At 73.9% G+C, this 14,220-nt stretch carries 13 protein-coding genes, 1 other RNA gene and 1 pseudogene; 6 read left to right on the top strand and 9 right to left on the bottom strand.

Features of this window, described 5'->3' with window-relative positions:
* Window positions 1-43: 43 nt before the first annotated feature.
* Window positions 44-805, bottom strand: a complete 762-nt coding sequence (locus R4Z63_RS09265) for an SDR family oxidoreductase (protein WP_037927317.1) — start codon at window positions 803-805, stop codon at window positions 44-46.
* A 109-nt stretch (window positions 806-914) separates the two neighbouring features.
* Here R4Z63_RS09265 and R4Z63_RS09270 point away from each other — a divergent pair, with 109 nt between their 5' ends.
* Together R4Z63_RS09270 and R4Z63_RS09275 are read left to right on the top strand one after the other, a co-directional pair.
* Window positions 915-2,234, top strand: a complete 1,320-nt coding sequence (locus tag R4Z63_RS09270) for a multidrug effflux MFS transporter (RefSeq protein WP_384452427.1) — start codon at window positions 915-917, stop codon at window positions 2,232-2,234.
* A 69-nt stretch (window positions 2,235-2,303) separates the two neighbouring features.
* Window positions 2,304-3,317 (top strand): small ribosomal subunit Rsm22 family protein, encoded by a 1,014-nt coding sequence (locus tag R4Z63_RS09275; RefSeq protein WP_384452424.1) that lies wholly within the window; start codon window positions 2,304-2,306, stop codon window positions 3,315-3,317.
* A 13-nt stretch (window positions 3,318-3,330) separates the two neighbouring features.
* Here the strand turns inward: R4Z63_RS09275 and ddaH are convergent.
* Window positions 3,331-4,158: pseudogene (gene ddaH / locus R4Z63_RS09280) on the bottom strand (dimethylargininase); the annotation flags it as partial.
* A gap of 139 nt (window positions 4,159-4,297) precedes the next feature.
* Here ddaH and R4Z63_RS09285 point away from each other — a divergent pair.
* Both R4Z63_RS09285 and R4Z63_RS09290 read left to right on the top strand, forming a co-directional pair.
* Window positions 4,298-4,909, top strand: coding sequence for a TetR/AcrR family transcriptional regulator (locus R4Z63_RS09285; RefSeq protein ID WP_037927327.1), 612 nt, complete (start codon window positions 4,298-4,300; stop codon window positions 4,907-4,909).
* 170 nt (window positions 4,910-5,079) lie between these two features.
* Window positions 5,080-5,829, top strand: a complete 750-nt coding sequence (locus tag R4Z63_RS09290; protein WP_384452421.1) for a bifunctional DNA primase/polymerase — start codon at window positions 5,080-5,082, stop codon at window positions 5,827-5,829.
* A 23-nt stretch (window positions 5,830-5,852) separates the two neighbouring features.
* Here the strand turns inward: R4Z63_RS09290 and yaaA are convergent, their stop codons facing one another.
* The 3 genes from yaaA to R4Z63_RS09305 form a co-directional block, all read right to left on the bottom strand.
* Window positions 5,853-6,656 (bottom strand): peroxide stress protein YaaA, encoded by an 804-nt coding sequence (yaaA, locus tag R4Z63_RS09295; RefSeq protein ID WP_384452418.1) that lies wholly within the window; start codon window positions 6,654-6,656, stop codon window positions 5,853-5,855.
* Between the two features lie 80 nt (window positions 6,657-6,736).
* Window positions 6,737-7,567 carry a hypothetical protein gene (locus R4Z63_RS09300; protein WP_384452415.1) on the bottom strand — a complete coding sequence of 277 codons (831 nt, stop codon included), beginning with the start codon at window positions 7,565-7,567 and terminating at the stop codon, window positions 6,737-6,739.
* Entirely contained in the window at window positions 7,564-8,298 is a 735-nt protein-coding gene (locus tag R4Z63_RS09305; RefSeq protein WP_384452412.1) for a MerR family transcriptional regulator, read from the bottom strand. Before R4Z63_RS09305 ends, R4Z63_RS09300 begins: the two co-directional genes overlap by 4 nt.
* 77 nt (window positions 8,299-8,375) lie before the next feature.
* Here R4Z63_RS09305 and rnpB point away from each other — a divergent pair.
* An RNA gene (gene rnpB / locus R4Z63_RS09310) (RNase P RNA component class A) lies at window positions 8,376-8,777 on the top strand.
* A gap of 220 nt (window positions 8,778-8,997) precedes the next feature.
* On the opposite strand, the gene R4Z63_RS09315 is transcribed toward rnpB, so the two are convergent.
* From R4Z63_RS09315 to R4Z63_RS09325, 3 genes are read right to left on the bottom strand one after another with little or no spacing between them, the layout of a single operon-like run.
* Window positions 8,998-10,329 (bottom strand): bifunctional RNase H/acid phosphatase, encoded by a 1,332-nt coding sequence (locus tag R4Z63_RS09315; protein ID WP_384452409.1) that lies wholly within the window; start codon window positions 10,327-10,329, stop codon window positions 8,998-9,000.
* Window positions 10,329-11,072, bottom strand: coding sequence for a zinc ribbon domain-containing protein (locus R4Z63_RS09320; protein ID WP_201773415.1), 744 nt, complete (start codon window positions 11,070-11,072; stop codon window positions 10,329-10,331). Before R4Z63_RS09320 ends, R4Z63_RS09315 begins: the two co-directional genes overlap by 1 nt.
* Complete coding sequence (locus tag R4Z63_RS09325) at window positions 11,069-11,935, bottom strand: Nif3-like dinuclear metal center hexameric protein (RefSeq protein ID WP_078556970.1); 867 nt, start codon at window positions 11,933-11,935, stop codon at window positions 11,069-11,071. The genes R4Z63_RS09320 and R4Z63_RS09325 overlap by 4 nt, the downstream gene beginning before the upstream one ends.
* Window positions 11,936-12,159: 224 nt before the next feature.
* Between R4Z63_RS09325 and R4Z63_RS09330 the strand changes: the two genes are divergently transcribed.
* Complete coding sequence (locus R4Z63_RS09330; protein WP_384452404.1) at window positions 12,160-13,239, top strand: hypothetical protein; 1,080 nt, start codon at window positions 12,160-12,162, stop codon at window positions 13,237-13,239.
* Between the two features lie 20 nt (window positions 13,240-13,259).
* On the opposite strand, the gene R4Z63_RS09335 is transcribed toward R4Z63_RS09330, so the two are convergent.
* Complete coding sequence (locus tag R4Z63_RS09335; protein WP_384452401.1) at window positions 13,260-14,201, bottom strand: 3-oxoacyl-ACP reductase; 942 nt, start codon at window positions 14,199-14,201, stop codon at window positions 13,260-13,262.
* Window positions 14,202-14,220 lie beyond the last annotated feature (19 nt).

A 14,220-nucleotide genomic window follows, 5' to 3' on the forward strand; every position in this document is an offset into this window, starting at 1 on the left:
CCGTCGGTGCGCCGTGGCAACGGGCGCCGGGCGGGCCGGCGGCTCAGCCGCGGCCGATGTACGGCATGGAGGTGGCCATCACCGTCGCGAACTGCACGTTCGCCTCCAGCGGGAGCTCGGCCATGTGCCGGACCGTACGGGCGACGTCGGCGGCGTCCATGACCGGCTCGACGGCCAGCTGCCCGTTGGCCTGGAGGATGCCGGTCTGCATCCGCTCGGTCATCTCGGTCGCCGCGTTGCCGATGTCGATCTGACCGCAGGCGATGCGGTACGGCCGCCCGTCGAGCGACAGGGACTTCGTCAGGCCGGTCATCGCGTGCTTGGTCGCGGTGTAGGCGATCGAGTTCGGGCGGGGCACGTGGGCGGAGATGGAGCCGTTGTTGATGATGCGTCCGCCCTGCGGATCCTGCCCCTTCATCTGCCGGAAGGCGGCCTGCGCGCACAGGAAGGCACCGGTCAGGTTGACGTCGACGACCGAGCGCCAGGCGTCGTAGGTGATGTCCTCCAGCGGAACGCCGCCGGGGCCGAAGGTGCCCGCGTTGTTGAAGAGCAGGTCGAGGCGCCCGTACCGGGCCCGCACTGACTCGAACAGCCGAGTGACGTCGTCCGGGTCGCTGACGTCGGCCGGCACGCACAGGACGTCGGCCGCCGCCCCGGCCGCGGCGGCGGTCTCCTCCAGCGGTCCGACCCGGCGGCCGGCCAGGGCCACGGCCCATCCCGCCGCGGCCAGGGCCAGCGCCACGGAACGCCCGATCCCGGAGCCGGCACCGGTCACCACGGCGGTCTTCTTCGTAGGTTCGTCCATGGGGCCGCAGGGTACGTCACAGCACGCCCAGGTCCCGGGACGTTCCGATTGCTGAGAACATGGGTCGGTCAGGGGTGCATAAGAGCAGATGAGAAGACTGGAGTTCCGCATGTCGGAGAGAGGCCCCGCGGCGGCACCCTCGCACGATTCGTCGCCCGATTCGCCCTCCGCCCGCTCCGCACCCGCGTCCCTGGCGCGCGCCCGCCGCACGAGCCTGCTCGTCACCTTCGTACTCGGTGGTCTGACCGCCCTCCCGCCGCTGTCCATGGACATGTACCTGCCGGCCCTGCCGCAGGTCACCGACGCCCTCCGCAGCCCTGCCGCGACGATCCAGCTGACCCTCACCGCGTGCCTCGCCGGCATGGCCCTCGGCCAGCTCGTCATCGGCCCGATGAGCGACCGGTGGGGCCGCCGCCGGCCGCTGCTCGCCGGCATGGTCGTCTACGTCCTGGCCACCGCGATCTGCGCCCTCGCCCCGACCGCCGAGCTGCTGATCTCCTTCCGGCTGCTCCAGGGGCTGGCCGGGTCCGCCGGCGTCGTCATCGCGCGTGCCGTCGTGCGCGACCTGTACGACGGCGACGAGATGGCCCGCTTCTTCTCCACGCTGATGCTCATATCCGGGGCCGCCCCGATCGTCGCGCCCCTCATAGGAGGCCAGGTGCTGCGCTTCGCCGACTGGCGGGGGGTCTTCCTCGTCCTCACCGGCGTCGGCGCGGTCCTCACCCTGATGGTCTGGCGCGGCCTCGGCGAGACCCTGCCGCCCGCGCTGCGGCACACCGGCGGTGTCGGCTCGGCGCTGCGGACCATGCGCGGGCTGCTCGGCGACCGGGTCTTCACCGGCTACACCCTGACCGGCGGCTTCGCCTTCGCCGTCCTCTTCTCCTACATCTCCGCCTCCCCCTTCGTGGTGCAGGAGATCTACGGGGCCTCGCCCCAGACCTTCTCCCTGCTCTTCGGCCTGAACTCGGTCGGCTTGATCCTCGTCGGCCAGATCAACGGCAAGCTGCTGGTCGGCCGGGTCCGCCTGGACAAGGTGCTGGCCGTCGGGCTCGCGGTCGTCACGGCCTGCGCGGTGTCCCTGCTGCTGATGACGACGGGCGCCGTCGGCGAGGTCGGGCTGACCCCCGTCGCCGCCGCACTGTTCGTGCTGATGTCGGCGATGGGCATCGTGCTGCCGAACACCAACGCGCAGGCGCTGATGCGGACCCCGCACGCGGCGGGATCGGCCTCCGCGCTGCTCGGCACCTCGTCCTTCCTGGTCGGCGCGATCGCCTCGCCGCTGGTCGGCATCGCGGGCGAGGGCACCGCGGTTCCGATGGCACTGGTGCAGCTGGTGTGCGCGCTGGTGTCGGTCAGCTGTTTCCTGGCCCTGTGCCGGCCCTGGCGGCAGCGGGACGAGCAGACCGCGCCCGCCCCGGCCGGGGACTGAACCGGGCGGCCCGATCCGGGGCCGGGCCCCGAGGGCGGTCCCGGCCCCGGACCGCCGTAAACTCGGCAGGTGAACGCCTCCGCCCCCACCACCGCCGAGTCCCTCCGCAGCACGCTCGGCGGGCTGCTCGACGGGCTCCCGCCCAAGCAGGCCTCCGCCGCCGTCGAGCGGCTCATCGCCAACTACCGGGGGCGGACCCCCACGGACGCGCCCGTACTACGCGACCGCTCGGACGTCGCGGCGTACGCGGCCTACCGCATGCCCGCCACCTTCGAGGCCGTACGGGCCGCCCTGCACGGGCTGGCCGCGGCGGCACCCGGCTGGGCGCCCGCCTCGCACGTGGACATCGGCGGCGGTACGGGGGCGGCGGCCTGGGCGGTGGACGCCACCTGGGACGGCCCGCGGCGCACCACCGTGCTGGACTGGGCCGAGCCGGCCCTGGCCCTCGGCCGGGAGCTGGCGGCGGCCTCCGGCTCGCCCGTGCTGCGCGGCGCCGAGTGGCGGCGGGCCGTCATCGGCTCAGGGCTGTCGGTCCCCGACGCCGACCTGGTGACGGTGTCGTACGTGCTCGGCGAGCTGACCGGGCAGGCCCGCACGGCCGTCGTCGCCGAGGCGGCGCGGGCCGGCCGGGCCGTGGTGCTGATCGAGCCGGGCACGCCCGAGGGGTACCTGCGCATCCGCGAGGCCCGCGACCAGCTGATCGCGGCCGGGCTGAAGGTGGCCGCCCCCTGCCCGCACGACGGGACCTGTCCCATCGAGGTGGGCAAGGACTGGTGCCACTTCTCGGCGCGGGTCAGCCGCTCCTCCCTGCACCGCCAGGTCAAGGTCGGCTCGCTCCCGTACGAGGACGAGAAGTTCAGCTACGTCGCCGCGACCCGCTTCCCCGTGGAGCCGGCCGCCTTCCGGATCACGCGCAGGCCGCAGATCCGCAAGGGGCTGGTGCTGTTGGAGCTGTGCGGCCCCGAGGAGGGCGACGGCGCGGGCCTGACCCGGGTCAACGTGACCAAGCGCCACGGCGACCTCTACAGGGCCGCACGGGACGCCGACTGGGGCCGGGCCTGGCCGCCGCCCTCGGCGGACTAGGCAGTGCCTGGTCCTACGGGCGCAGCTCCTGGGTGCAGCACTTCACGCTGCCGCCGCCCTTGAGCAGCTCTCCCAGGTCCATCGGGATCGGCTCGAAGCCCCGGTCGCGCAGCGGGCCGAACAGCCCGGTGGCCGCCTGCGGGAGCAGGACGTGCCGGCCGTCGGACACCGCGTTCAGGCCGAGGGCGGCCGCGTCCCTGCCGTCGGCGATCAGCGCGTCGGGGAAGAGCCTGCGGAGCACGCCCCTGCTGCCGGGCGAGAAGGCCTCCGGGTAGTACATGACCTCGTCGCCGTCGAGGACGCTGAGCGCCGTGTCGAGGTGGTAGTAGCGCGGGTCCACCAGGTCGAGGCCGATGACGGGGCGGCCGAAGAACTCCTGGGCCTCGTCATGCGAGAGCGGGCTGGATCGGAAGCCGCGCCCGGCGAGGATGAAGCTCGCCGTGACGGCGAAGTCGCCCTCGCCCTCGTTGACGTGGGCGGGCTCGTGGATGTCCCGGTATCCGTGTCCGCGGAACCAGTCGAGGTGGATGTCGGCCTCGGGGCCCCTTTCCCGGTGGGCGAACCGGGCCCCGAGGACCCGGCCGTCGACCACCAGGGCCCCGTTCGCCGCGAACACCATGTCGGGCAGCGCGGGATCGGGTACGAGCGTCTCCACGGCGTGGCCGAGGGACAAGTAGCGGTCCCTGAGGTCCTCCCACTGGGTCAGGGCGAGGGGGAGGTCCACCGGTTTCGTGGGATCCATCCACGGATTGATGGAGTACGTGACCTTGAAGTGTGCAGGTGGGCACATCAGGTAGCGCCGGGGTGTGGCGTCTCTGCGCAAAGAAGGCTCCTCACGACTTTCACGACTCGGGACGAGTGCTGGAGAGAATCGTGCCTCCTCGACCGGGACGGCGCAGTGGACCGATGGGGTGGTTTACCGAAACGATGAGAGCCGGAGAGACGAAGAGACGAGACGTCTCGCTTGATAGCTTCGGGGCATGCCCAAGACCCCTGACGCCGCGCGCCGCAGCGACCGCTCCCGGCGCGCCATCCTCGATGCCGCGCTCGCCCTGGTCGGGGAGGTCGGCTACAACAAGCTGACCATCGAGGCCATCGCCGCCCGGGCCGGCGTCGGCAAGCAGACCATCTACCGGTGGTGGCCCTCGAAGGCCGCCGTCCTCCTGGAGGCCTCCCTCGCCCTCGCCGGGGACGCGGAGACGGACGCCGGGTGGACCGGCTTCCCCGACACCGGGGACCTCGCCGCCGACCTGAAGCACGTGATGCGGGCGACGGTCGACGAGTTCAACGACGAGAAGTACGAGGCCCCCGTGCGCGCCCTGACGGCGGCCGGCGCCAGCGACCCCGAGCTCGGCGCCCGGTTCACCGAGCAGCTCCTGGAGCCCCAGCTCGCCCTCTACGAGGCCCGGTTGCGCACGGCCCGCGAGGCCGGCCAGCTCGCGCCGGACACCGATCTGCGGCTCACGGTCGAGATGCTGGTGGGGCCGCTGACCTACCGCTGGTTGATGCGCACCGCGCCGCTCACGCACGCGTACACCGACGCGCTGGTGGACCGGGTGCTCGGCGGGGTGGCAAACGTCACCGCCCGCTAGACGCCCGACCCCCTGCGTTCACCCGGGCATGTTTGCACTGATTCTGCCGGTATGCAGGTATTCGCGGTCACCCGTCCACGGCCCCCCGGTCTCGAAGAGCGGTCACCCTGGGCGCAGGATGGTGGGACCATGTGAAGGTCTGCCGGGGTAACGGTGAGGTGAGGGGATCGATGGGGTCTGAGTCCGGCCGCGTCAAACGCGGCGAGCAGAGCAGGATTTCCCAATGGCTGCGCCGGCGGCAGAAACCCACCGCCGAGGACCCCGCACGGGACCGCGAGGCGCTCCTCGTGGCCGTTGCCGCCGCCGGTCTTCCCCTTGCCCCCGCGGCCCATCCCGCCGAATACCGGTGCTCGTGCGACCGCATCGGCTGTCCGACCCCGGCACGGCATCCGGTCTCCTTCGCCTGGCAGACCCAGTCGACCACCGACCGCGCGCAGATCGAGCGGTGGGCTCGCAACCAGCCCGAGGCCAACTTCATCACCGCGACCGGCATGGTCCACGACGTGCTCGACGTCCCGCTGGAAGCCGGCGCCGCCGCCCTGGCACGGCTCCTGGAGGCCGGCGTCAAGGTCGGCCCCGTCGCCGAATCGGGCGGCACCGGCGACCAGGCCCGGATGCTCTTCTTCACCGCCACCCGCGGCACCCCCGAGGACGAAGACGAGTGGTGGCCGTGCGCGCTGGACTGCCACCCCGAGACCATGGACGAGCACCCGGGCCTGCGCTGGCACTGCCGCGGCAGCTACGTCCTGGTCCCGCCGGCGGCCCTCCCCGGCGACCATGCGGTGAGCTGGATCCGCGGCATGGAACACCCCCTCCCGGACCCGCTGACCCTCCTGGAGACCCTGACGGACGCCTGCGCCGCGTACGCCGACACCTCCGACCGCACGCCGGCGACGGTGGCCTGGCCGCTCGGCCGCTGAGGAGCGGCATCGGCCGCCGCACGTCAGTGGTGGATCTGCGTCACGACCACGTCGAGGGACCAGGCCCGGCCCGCCTTCGCGGGGGCTTCCGCCTCGACGACGTACCCCAGGTCCCGCAGGGCCGTCACCAACTCGGCGGGCGAACCGGGCACGGCACCCGCCACCAGCAGGTCCCGGACCAGCCGGCCCTTCGTGGCCTTGTTGAAGTGGCTCACCACGGACCGCTTCTCCACGCCGTCGACCGTCTGCGCGTGCAGCACCCGCACCGTCGCGGTCCGACCCGCGACCTCGCCCCTGGGCTTCCACGCCGTCGCGTACGCCGCCGAACGAAGGTCCAGTACGAGCCCGTCCCCGGCGGCGGCGGGCAGCACCGCCGCCATCGGCGCGCGCCAGTACGCGCCGAGCGCCCCCAGCCCCGGGAGCTTCACGCCCATCGAGCAGCGGTAGGAGGGGATGCGGTCGGTGACGCGCACCGCGCCCCACAGCCCGGAGAAGACGAGCAGCGTGTCCTCGGCCATCGCCCGCGCCGGCGCCGGCAGGTCGGCCAGGCCCAGCGCGTCGTAGAGCACGCCGGTGTAGACCTCCCCCGCCGGGCGGGCCGCCGCCGAGCGCAGCTCCGCGTTCTTCGCGACCTCGCCCCGCAGGCCCTCGCTCAGGCCCAGCACCTCACGGGCCTTCAGCTCGTCGCCCGAGCACAGGTCGACGAGCTCCGCCAGCACCGCCGCCCGGGCCTGCGCCAGACCCGGCAGCGACAGCTCCTGCGGCTCCAGCGGTGCGCCGGAGCCTCCGGCGGCCTTTCCCTCGGAGGGCGGCAGCAGCACGAGCACGGTGGTTCTCCTTCAGTACGGCACGGCACAGGGGGTGCGGCCCCCCGGCCAGGGTAGACGCCCGCCGGTCCCGCCCCGCCCTATGCCGGCCGGCGCAGGGCCGAGACCAGGGTGCCGGGGTCGTCCGCGTGGAAGCGGACGGTGGTGGCCGATCCGCGGGCGCCGAGCGGGCGGGTGAAGGCGAGCGGGCGGCTCAGCTCCAGGGTCACCGTGGTCTGACTGCCGACGATGAGGTCGAGCACCCCGTCGTCGGAGACCGTGACCAGCCGCCCCTCCGGATAGCGGCGCTCCACCCGTACCGAGGCCACCGCGTCCGGCGGGACGACGAGGTCGAAGAGGGCGCCGTAGCGGATCCGCAACGAGCCGTCGGCACCGACCACGTGCGGTCGGGTGACGCAGGCGGCGTGCAGGGCGATCACCAGCACGATCCCGTACACGTCCAGCACGAGCACCGCCCGGTGGACCGCCGGCCAGGGGATGAGGAGGGCCAGCGCCACGGTCTCGACCACCGACACGAAGACCATCCCGTACATCATGGCCGTCTGCGGCCCGGTGTACGCGGCGGCGAGGTCGCCGTGCCGCACCCCGTGCTTCCTGCGCAGGACCCACCGGCCGAGGGAGGCTCCGGCGCGCAGCTCGTGCCGCAGCAGCCGCCGCACCTGGACCGGGACCATGGCCCGGACCGCCGTCCGCAGGGCGGCCCGGGGTTCCCCGCCGGCGGCCCGGGCGGCGGCGTACAGCCCGCGCAGCACCCCTATCTGGAGCAGGAGCACCGCGAACACGCCGGCTCCGGCCGCGGCCAGGGCCGGCGTGGGCAGCCGCACCCCGGCCGCCCGGCACACCACGAGCACCAGCTCGGCCGGCAGGACAGCGGCCGCCGCGATCCGCGCCGCCCGTACGGCGCGGATCATCGGCGCCCCCGCTCGATGAAGGCCTGCATGACGCGGCGGACGACCTCCGCCTGCGCGGGCGCGTACTCGGCGAGCAGCGCCTCCTGGAACCCGGCCACGACCGCCCCGTTCCGGGGGATCGCGGCGAACACCTCGTCGGGGACCACGGCCACCAGCTCCGCGGCCAGGCCCGGGATCCGTGGGTCGTCCGCGCAGGCGTCGGCGAGTTCGTCCAGCCGCTCGTACAGGGCGAGCACCCCGGGGTCGGCGGCCAGCGGTCCGAGCGCGGCGTAGACCTCCTCGCCGCCCGCGCCCGACGCGTCGAGGAGCGTCAGGTGTTCGCGGTCCTTCGCCGCGGACGGCGAGGTCGTGCGCGGCGCCTTCGCCAGTAGCCCGGCGAGCGCGGGCGACATCGGCTCGCCCTCCCCCGGCCCGGCGGCCAGGAGCACCGCGAGCCGTCGGCGCCGTTCCTTGATCTCGGACTCCTGCCGGGCGAGGTCGGCGTCGAGCTCCTCCAGGACGTCCGCCAGGTCGCGCCCGGCGTCGTCCGCGAGGACGTCGCGCACCTCGTCGAGGCTGAGGCCGAGCTCGGTGAGCCGCCGTACGCGGGCCAGCAGGACGGCGTCCCGGACGGTGTAGGCCCGGTAGCCGTTGGGGCGCCGCTCCGGTTCCGGGAGCAGCCCGACATGGTGGTAGTGCCGGATCGCCCGGGTGGTGACCCCGACGACCGCGGCGATCTCTCCGATCCGCATGACCCCAGTAGAAACCTTGCCGTCGCGGCAAGGTCAAGCGGCGATGACACAGCCGGTACCATGGTCGCCACGGCAGACGAGTCGGCCGGGCGGCCGCGTCGGGATCTTCGGATCCCGCCGAGGAACGTCCGGGCTCCACAGGGCAGGGTGGTGGGTAACGCCCACCCGGGGTGACCCGCGGGACAGTGCCACAGAAAACAGACCGCCAGGGGCTTCGGCCCCCGGTAAGGGTGAAACGGTGGTGTAAGAGACCACCAGCGCCTGGGGTGACCCAGGCGGCTAGGTAAACCCCACCTGGAGCAAGGTCAAGAGGATCCGTCCCCGGACGGGTCTGCGCGAACGCTTGAGGGCTGCCCGCCCGAGTTCGCGGGTAGACCGCACGAGGCCGGCGGCAACGCCGGTCCTAGATGGATGGCCGTCTCCCCGGCGACCGCGAGGTCTCCGGGCGACAGAACCCGGCGTACAGGCCGGCTCGTCTGCCGCTTCCGCTCCCGTTCGGGGACGCGGTTCTCGACCCGCACCCTTCGGCTCCCGCCGGGGTTGCCGGCTGCCGTGGGACGGCACCCGCCAGGTTCCGGCGGTGCCCCGCCGGAATGTCTCCTCGGCGGCACCGCGCACCGCCTTCACCACCCGCACCACACGCACCGCAAGGATCCGGCTCGGCCGGGGGCCTGGCGGGGCGGGATCCGTCGGCCGGGCCTACCGCAGGTGCGAGGTGTCGTTCAGCAGGCGGACCGAGGCGTTGCCGTCGGCGTAGTAGGCCACCGCCGAGAGGGAGGCCGCCGAGAGCTCCATCCGGAACAGCGACTCCGGCGGTGCCCCGAGGGCCAGGCGGACCAGGGTTTTGACCGGGGTCACATGGGTGACCAGCAGGACGGTCCGCCCCGCGTGGGCGGCCAGCAGCCGGTCACGGGTGGCCGAGATCCTGCGGGCGGCGGCCGCGAAGCTCTCCCCGCCGCCGGTGGGGGCGGCCTTCGGGGAGTCCAGCCAGGCCTGGAGGTCCTCCGGGAAGCGTTCCTGCACCTCGGCGAAGGTCAGGCCCTCCCAGGCACCGAAGTCCACCTCGCGCAGGCCCTGTTCGACGCTCACGTCGAGTCCGAGGCGGTCGGCGACGGCCCGGGCGGTCTCGCGGCAGCGGAGCAGCGGGGAGCTGACGACCGCCTGCACGGTGCCACGGGCGGCGAGCGCCTCCGCGACGGCCGCCGCCTGGCGACGGCCGGCCGGGGACAGCTCGGGGTCGCTCCCCCCGCTTCCGGAGAACCGCTTCTGGGGGGTGAGCGCGGTCTCGCCGTGGCGCAGCAGCACGAAGGTGGCCGGGGCGCCCATGTCGGGCGCCCAGCCCTGGCCGCCCGCGGGCGCGGCGGCGGGCGGTGCCGTCGCGACGAGCGGTCCGCCCGTGTCGGCGCCGGCCTCCGCGGGCGCCGACACGGCGACCGGCACAGAGGAGGAAGCGGGCGCGGCGGCGGTGTCCGTGCCGCCCCGGGAGGCCGCCAGGGCGGCGCGCGCCGCTGCGGCGCCCGCGGCGGCGTCCCCGGGCGGGCCGGACGGCGGCGGGGTGGCCAGGGACCGGGCGGCGGACGCGTCGAGGGCGGCGGAGGAGGCTGACGGCTCCCACTGCCCGCCGCGCTTGCCCGCGTCCATCGCCTCGTTGGCGAGCCGGTCCGCGTGCTTGTTCCGCTCGCGCGGGATCCACTCGTACGTCACCTGCGCGCGGGGCAGGATCCGCGCGGCCTCGGCCGCGAGCGGCTTCATGTCCGGGTGCTTGATCTTCCAGCGGCCCGACATCTGCTCGACGACGAGTTTGGAGTCCATCCGGACCAGGACCACCGCGTCGGACGCGAGGTCACGGGCGGCCGTGAGCCCGGCGATCAGGCCCTTGTACTCCGCCACGTTGTTCGTCGCGACGCCGATGAACTCGGCGCGCTCGGCCAGCGTCTCGCCCGAGGCCGGGTCGAGGACGACGGCGCCGTAGCCGGCCGGCCCCGGGTTGCCCCGGGACCCGCCGTCGGCCTCGACGACGAAACGCGGCATCAGATGCCCGAGTCGGCCGTACGGACCAGGATGCGGCCGCAGTTCTCGTGCCGGACGACCTGGTCGCGGGCCGCGGCCTTGATCTCGTTGACCTCGGCCATGTCGAGCTCCAGCCGGCAGCCTTCGCAGCGGCGCTGGTAGAGGCGCGCGGCGCCCACCCCGCCCTGCTTGACGCGGATCTTCTCGTACAGGGCCATCAGGTCGCCCGGCATCGAGGTGACGATCACCTCGCGGTCCTTGGTGACCTTGGCGGCCTCGGTGTCGATCTCGGCGGTGGCCGCGTCACGGCGGGCGGTGGCGTCGGCCACCTTGGCCTCCAGCGCGGAGACCCGTCCGGTGAGCTCGGAGACGCGCTCCTGCGCGGCCTCCAGCCGCTCCATGACCTCCAGGACCACGTCCTCCAGGTCGCCCTGGCGCTTGGCGAGGGAGACGACCTCGCTCTGCAGGTTCGCCAGGTCCCGGGCCGAGATGCCCACGCCGGAGTCCAGCCGCTGCTGGTCGCGGACCGCGCGCTGGCGCACCTGGTCGACGTCCTGCTCCGCCTTGGTCTGCTCGCGTGCCGTGTCGCTCGCCTGGGTCTGGGCGGCGACCAGCAGGTCGCGCTGCTGCGTCAGGTCCTTGGTGAGCGTGTCGAGCTCGGCGTGCTCGGGCAGCGACGTGCGCTTGTGGGCGAGCTGAGACAGCCGGACGTCCAGCGCCTGGACATCGAGAAGTCGGATCTGGTCGGCGGGCTCGGCGTTCAGTTGGGGGCTCCTGAGATAGATGAGGGAGTTGAAGAGACGACGGACGGCGCGTGCGCCGTCCACGGGTCGGTGACCGTGCGCGAGACGTGGGTGCGCAGACCCCAGCCGTGGCGCTCGGAGATCGCGTCGAGCTGCGCGGCGGCCTGCTCGCACCAGGGCCACTCGGTGGCCCAGTGAGCCGCGTCGACGAGGGCCAGTGGGCTCTGCTCGCGGGCCTCGGACACCGGGTGGTGACGCAGGTCGGCGGTCACGAAGGCGTCCACGCCGGCGGCGCGGACCTCGGCGAGGAGGCTGTCGCCGGAGCCGCCGCTGACGGCGACGCGCCGGATCATGGCGTCCGGGTCGCCGGCGACCCGGATGCCCTGGGCGGTCGGCGGCAGCCACGCGGCGCAGCGGGCGGCGAACTCGCGCAGGGGCTCGGGGCGGTCCAGCTCGCAGATCCGGCCGAGGCCTCGGCGGCCCTCCGGGTCGGTCGGGTCCGGCACCAGCGGACCGGTGATCCGCAGGTCCAGGGCGCCGGCGAGGGCGTCGGAGACGCCCGGGTCGGCGGTGTCGGCGTTGGTGTGGGCGACGTGCAGCGCGATGTCGTTCTTGATCAGCGTGTGCACGACGCGGCCCTTGAAGGTGCCGGCCTCGACCGTGGTGGTACCGCGCAGGTACAGGGGGTGGTGGGTGACGATCAGGTCGGCCCCCAGCTCCACGGCTTCGTCGGCGATCTCCTGGACGGGGTCCACCGCGAACAGGACCCGGGTGACCTCGGCTTCGGGTTCGCCGCAAACGGTTCCGACCGCGTCCCACTGCTCGGCCCGCGAGGGGGGCCAGAGAGCGTCCAGCGCGGCGATGACTTCAGAGAGACGGGGCACGGGCCAAGGCTACCGTCCGTGGCGCCCGGCCCGGTCAGCGCCGGTCCTGGTGGAGCTGCCCGCCCGACGGCCGCGGTGCCTGCCTTTCGATGTCGGACAGCACAATCGCGCCGCCCCTCACCGACGAATCGCCGCCCGGACACCCTTACGTGTGAAGCCGCCTTGGTCGTGTTGTTCGGCAGGAATCCCGAAAACTAGCTTCCTCACCGGAGGTGACGGCCCGGATGACTGTCTGTGCCATCGAGATGACGACCACGGCCCCGTTCGCGATCTCCGCGGACGGGTCGTACGCCGCCCGGCTCGCCGGAGAGGGCGAGGCGCGCTACGCGGAGCGCTGGACCCTGGCCGGTCCCGAGCCGTACGCGGTGCCGCTGCCCCTCGCCCAGCCCGAGGAGGCCGACAGCGGGCTCCTCCCGCTGTCCGACGGGCGCGTGCTGATCCACCGGCGGGTCGCGGACCGCCACGCCTTCTCCCTGCTCTACCCGACGGGCGCCGCGGCCGGGCCGCGCACCGGGGAGCTCCGGCTGGGCGGGGTGGACGCGGAGGAGGGCGTACGGGTCTTCCTGCTCCCGCCGGCCCCGGACGGCTCCAGTGCCTTCGCCGTGGCCGCGTCGGACACCGTGACCACGCTGTGGCAGGTGGCCGGGTGCGCGTTCGGGCCGCAGCCGGTGGCCCGGATCCCGGGACGCTGCTCGGGTGGCGTGTGGCTCGACCGGACGGGCCGGCTGCTGGCGCTGGACCGCGAGCTGGACGGCACCGTCAAAGCCGTCGCCGTGGACCTGGGACGTGACGGAGAGGTCTCACCGCTGCTGCAGATCACCGAGGACAGCGACGACCGGCTGCTGCGGGCCGAGCCCGACAGCGGGCTGCTGCTGATCCGCTCCGACGCCCCGGGCGAACCGCGCCTGGGCTGGGGGGTGCTGGGCAGCTCCCGCCCCGTCCGCTTCCCGGAGTGTCTGCGGCTCGGGGAAGCACTGCCCTTCGCGCTCCAGCCCGGCCAGGCCCTGATGCCGGAGAGCTGCGGGGTGGCGCTGTGGCTGCCCGAGGGGGACATCGGCCTGTGGCGTCCCGCCGACCGGCGTGTCTTCCGGCTGGCCGCCCCGACGGGGTGGCTGGGCGGGGCGGGGATGTGGAGCCCGCAGGGCCGCCTGCACCTGCCGTGCACGACGGCGGAGGCGCCCTGCGGGATCGTCGGGATGAGCCTTCCCGCCTCCCCTCCCCCGCCGGTCCGCCCGGACCGGCAGCCCCCGGCGTCGCCCCGCCCGGTCCCGCTCCAGCAGGCCCCCCTGGCGGGGCGGCAGTAGGCGGCAAGTTCGGCGGCGGCTCAGCCGTGCCTGAGGCCGAGGACCTCCGGCGCGGCGAAGGTCTCGTTCGCCGGGCGGGAGTCGTAGTGCGGGGTGAGGGCCTGGTCGAGCTCCTCGTAGGAGAAGGACTCCTTGCCCGTGTCGAACTTCGCCGCCACCCTGGGGCGTTCCATGACGACGACGATGCCGCCGTGCACGACGAAGAGCTGCCCGTTGGCCCTGGCGGAGGCGGGTGAGGCCAGGTAGCCGACGAGCGGGGCCACGTGCTCGGGGGCGAGGGCGTCCAGCGTGCCGTCCTCGGGGACCTCGAAGCCGGCGAAGACGTCCTCCGTCATACGGGTGCGGGCACGCGGGCAGATGGCGTTGGCCGTCACCCCGTACTTGGCCAGGGCCAGGGCGGTCGAGGTCGTCAGCCCCACGATGCCGCCCTTGGCCGCGGCGTAGTTCGGCTGGCCGGCCGAGCCGCCGAGGAAGGCCTCGGAGGAGGTGTTGACGATCCGGCCGTAGACCGGGCCGCCGGCCGCCTTGGACCGTTCGCGCCAGTGGGCGGACGCGAAGCGGGTGGTGTTGAAGTGGCCCTTGAGGTGGACCCGGATCACCGCGTCCCATTCCTCCTCCGACATCGAGAAGACCATCCGGTCGCGCAGGATGCCCGCGTTGTTGACCAGGATGTCGAGCTTCCCGTAGTGGTCGACGGCCAGCTCGACCAGCTCACGGGCCTGCTCGAAGTCGGCCACGTCGCCGAGATGGGCGACGGCCCGCCCGCCCGCGGCGCGGATCTCCTCGGCCACCTCCTGGGCCGGGGCGGCCGAGGCCTCCCCCGAGCCGTCCCGGCCGGGCTGGCCGAAGTCGTTGACGACCACGCTCGCACCCAGCCGCGCGAGTTCGATCGCCTCGGCCCGGCCGAGCCCGCGGCCTGCCCCCGTGACGATGGCGGAGAGTCCCTCAAGTGGCAGTGACATCCGTACGGTTCCCCTCGGA

Source organism: Streptomyces sp. PL-29, from assembly GCF_058344425.1.

What these genes read in the sequence shown, in the direction of transcription:
- R4Z63_RS09265 (WP_037927317.1), bottom strand. Translation starts at nt 805, where the DNA reads ATGGACGAACCTACGAAGAAGACCGCCGTGGTGACCGGTGCCGGCTCC.
- R4Z63_RS09270 (WP_384452427.1), top strand. Translation starts at nt 915, where the DNA reads ATGTCGGAGAGAGGCCCCGCGGCGGCACCCTCGCACGATTCGTCGCCC.
- R4Z63_RS09285 (WP_037927327.1), top strand. Translation starts at nt 4,298, where the DNA reads ATGCCCAAGACCCCTGACGCCGCGCGCCGCAGCGACCGCTCCCGGCGC.
- R4Z63_RS09290 (WP_384452421.1), top strand. Translation starts at nt 5,080, where the DNA reads ATGGGGTCTGAGTCCGGCCGCGTCAAACGCGGCGAGCAGAGCAGGATT.
- R4Z63_RS09300 (WP_384452415.1), bottom strand. Translation starts at nt 7,567, where the DNA reads ATGATCCGCGCCGTACGGGCGGCGCGGATCGCGGCGGCCGCTGTCCTG.
- R4Z63_RS09305 (WP_384452412.1), bottom strand. Translation starts at nt 8,298, where the DNA reads ATGCGGATCGGAGAGATCGCCGCGGTCGTCGGGGTCACCACCCGGGCG.
- R4Z63_RS09315 (WP_384452409.1), bottom strand. Translation starts at nt 10,329, where the DNA reads ATGCCGCGTTTCGTCGTCGAGGCCGACGGCGGGTCCCGGGGCAACCCG.
- R4Z63_RS09330 (WP_384452404.1), top strand. Translation starts at nt 12,160, where the DNA reads ATGACTGTCTGTGCCATCGAGATGACGACCACGGCCCCGTTCGCGATC.
- R4Z63_RS09335 (WP_384452401.1), bottom strand. Translation starts at nt 14,201, where the DNA reads ATGTCACTGCCACTTGAGGGACTCTCCGCCATCGTCACGGGGGCAGGC.